The 3,090-nt window shown below is 40.3% G+C and carries 2 protein-coding genes and 1 pseudogene; 1 reads left to right on the top strand and 2 read right to left on the bottom strand.

Features of this window, described 5'->3' with window-relative positions; all coding sequences use genetic code 11:
• Both H6S82_RS26285 and H6S82_RS26280 read right to left on the bottom strand, forming a co-directional pair.
• The coding region (locus tag H6S82_RS26285) for a hypothetical protein (protein WP_191056958.1) at positions 1–2,235 on the bottom strand (2,235 nt) is incomplete at its 3' end.
• Between the two features lie 78 nt (positions 2,236–2,313).
• Entirely contained in the window at positions 2,314–2,460 is a 147-nt protein-coding gene (locus tag H6S82_RS26280) for a hypothetical protein (protein ID WP_190469253.1), read from the bottom strand.
• A 436-nt stretch (positions 2,461–2,896) separates the two neighbouring features.
• Here H6S82_RS26280 and H6S82_RS26275 point away from each other — a divergent pair.
• Positions 2,897–3,090: pseudogene (locus H6S82_RS26275) on the top strand (transcriptional regulator); the annotation flags it as partial.

The following is a 3,090-nucleotide window of genomic DNA, read 5'->3' as shown; positions in this document are numbered from 1 at the left end:
AAAATCGCAATCAGGATAGTGATACAACCTTGCTTGAACGCTTGTTTTCTTCTGATCGCCAAGAGTGGCATAATAACTAAATGAGATCGCGTCATCAACCTTTTCAATCAGTTTGCTAACTTCCCGTTCCGCATCTTCAGCTTTCATCAAGCCTTTAGCCGTACTTTCCAAGGACTGAGCAAAAGCATAGGTCAATCCTGTGAGAGCCGCTACATCCCGGTATAATCTGGCTCGTTTCGGTAATTGATTGTCTGAATCCATAGAATCTCCTTTCAATTCTACATCTTTATGTATCTTTTTCCAGTACATTTCACGTACTTTTTCTAAATGTAAATCAGTGCAAAAGTTAGAACTTTTCGCTAGAGTATAATCTGCTAGAAACGGTAAATCTTGCTGCATATAGCGCACAGCATCACCAAGGGTGATGTTGATATCTTTACCAGAAATCACAGTTGACTGTTTATAGCAATCCATCAAACCCTTAACAAAAATTAAATGCCGACTTGCTAATGTAATAGGTTGAGTACCTTGAATCACTAGATAAAAATTAAAATCAGTTAAAACTTCAAGTGGGAAAATCGATGCGACTTTAGCTATTGCATATTGAATTTTCCCCAACTTCTGAGACGCTAATTCACCTCCACTTGTACGGTCTGACGCTAATATTAAATATTTACCTGCACTTAGATGTATTTCCTTACTAGCGAGCATTCTGATGTAGTCTTTTATTTTTAACTCGGAAGCATCTTTATTAGCTGAATCGAGTTGGATGATAATGCTCTCTTCCGTAACCTTTAATGGTGACGCAAATGCTAATGCTGAACAGGAAGAACAAATGTGAGGTCTACCTTCTCCAGAAGATGATTGACGACGCTGAGAAGGACGTTCAAACATGAATCGGAGAACTTGCCATCGTGCCGTTTTTGGGTCGAGTGCAACACCGCAGGAATAGCAAAATTCTTTGCTGTCATCTCCCGGCGATCGCATTTCCGGCATGACAAATTTTTCTGTCAAAAGTGGTTCTGGTGTCGGTTCAAACTGCGTTGGCTTTAATTCCAGAAGCCGATACATTTCTGTTACGCATTGCGTAAAAATATCGCCACGAGTCGAGTTAATTTGATCGGTTGCTCGTTTGTCAAAGTTTTTAGCGATCGCTACAATCTGTTTGAATATATCTGGATTTTGCTTTTCATCCAACTGAACAAACTTAAAAGGATCGCCCTCTGCTTCCTGAATCAGTTTGAGTTTCTGTTGGATAAATTCTTGTAAAAATACCAGCTTTGAACTTAATTTATCCTGTTGCTTCTGCAATTTTCGTTGTTCGGTTTTAGCCAGTCCTGAATTTGCAAGTTCCTCTTGAATTACACTAAGTTCTTGCCATGCAGCATTTTGTTCTTCTAACGATTTAGTAAAAGCTTTTTGGAAATACTCTGTATATTTCTTCGCCTCTTTCTCCTGCATCGCCTCCTTATCTTGCAACTCTTTGGCTTTTGATTTTCGGTCTTTATCAGTTAATTCAGGATTCTCCAGTTGCCGCTTTAATGCCTCAATATCCTGCTGACGCTTTTCCTGTCGCTTTCGCACATCTCGAATCACAGCGTAATACCAAGCGGCGAGAACATTCGCTTGTTCTTGGGTCAAAATTGGAACATCCAGCGTACTAAACCCTCGTCCAGATAAGGTGACTGCATTAAGCATCACAATAAAAGTCTGAACTAATCCTGGTAACTTGTGTATTGTGTTTCCATAAGCAGAGAAAGCAACTTCTTCTAGAAACTGTTTCCAAAGTTTGCTAAAGTTCGCTGGTTCTTTTGTGACAGGGATGAAGACTCTAACATGGCGATCGCTCTCATCCAAAACAACAATATAAAGTAGTTTTTGCAGATACTCTAGAAAGCGATCGATCGCAGTTTCAATAGCTAATTTAGCCTGAAGCTCTCCTGGTAAAGGAGATTTATACAAAATTTGTGTTCTACCAATAATTTGACCTTGATAAATGATTTGATTGTTTTTTTCCTCAAGATTGCCTGACGAGTTGGCTGCTAGCTTATCTTTGGTAGCAATTGTTAAATTTCTAATGATTTTTGGACAACCGAATGTTTTTGCAATGGTGATTGCATTACTCTCAGGATGTTTGACAAGTTCCGCCAGAATCTCTTTTGCTGTTTCAGCAGGTAAAGCGCCAGCAGCTATAGTGCTAATCAAAATTCTGGCTTGATTTGCGGAAATATTCATAATTTAACTTTCCAAAAAACTCAGCAGTCGGAGGTAGTTTGAATACAACTACCTCCTCTGCTTGGAATACCCTATAAATTAAGCTTCCAAGTCAGCGTAACTAACGATGTTGCCTTCAGAATTGAGAACATCTAAATACAGCAGTTGTCTGATGTACTGCTCAAGCCGCTCTATCTGCTCTCGGTACTCAGCAATTTTTCGAGCAATTTCGTCAGGGTCGTGCATTGTCACCTCCATATAAATATGACAAGTTTGCCGGAGGTGATGGCTACGTGATACCCTTGTAGATGGCATTTAACAAAGGACGCAGCCTTTTATCTCCGGCTGTGTTCTAGGTTAACAGAAAATCTGGTTGTGTTGCTGATATGGAGGATGGCGATATATAATGTAAACAAGCCTCCAGATTTCCCTAATCCCTACTTCAGGGATTGAAACTTGCTTGATATGGAGGTTAGAGATTATTTTTCTCTGAACATAATCCCTGTAAGGGTTTGCGAGCCAGAGCAGAACTCTGGCTTTTTCTGTTGGTATTAGCATACTTCTGCTGGATTGCTGCAATTATCCTCCATTCAGCAACTAAAACTAAAATTTGAGTTTTGAGCTAAAATTTAGTTGCATAATAAGTAGCTTGGCAGATTAAAATCTAATTGTCAAGTATAAAATGGCAAGAAAGAAAGAAACACTTACATTATCCGTCCCGCCCGGAACTAAAGAGCGGCTGGAAGAGATCGCACGCCGTTTCGGTATCGTTTGGGGTAAAAGTCCCAGCCCATCGGGGTTGGTGGCGGCGATCGCGCAGGAAGAATTGCAAGTCGGACGGGAAGCTTTCACCCTGAGTGAAAAGCAAGTCAAAGC

The sequence above is a fragment of the Planktothrix sp. FACHB-1355 genome (genome assembly GCF_014748295.1).
GTDB lineage: Bacteria > Cyanobacteriota > Cyanobacteriia > Cyanobacteriales > Aerosakkonemataceae > Aerosakkonema > Aerosakkonema funiforme_A.
The sequence above is the reverse complement of the archived record's forward strand: the minus strand, read 5'-3'. Positions and strand labels throughout refer to the sequence as shown.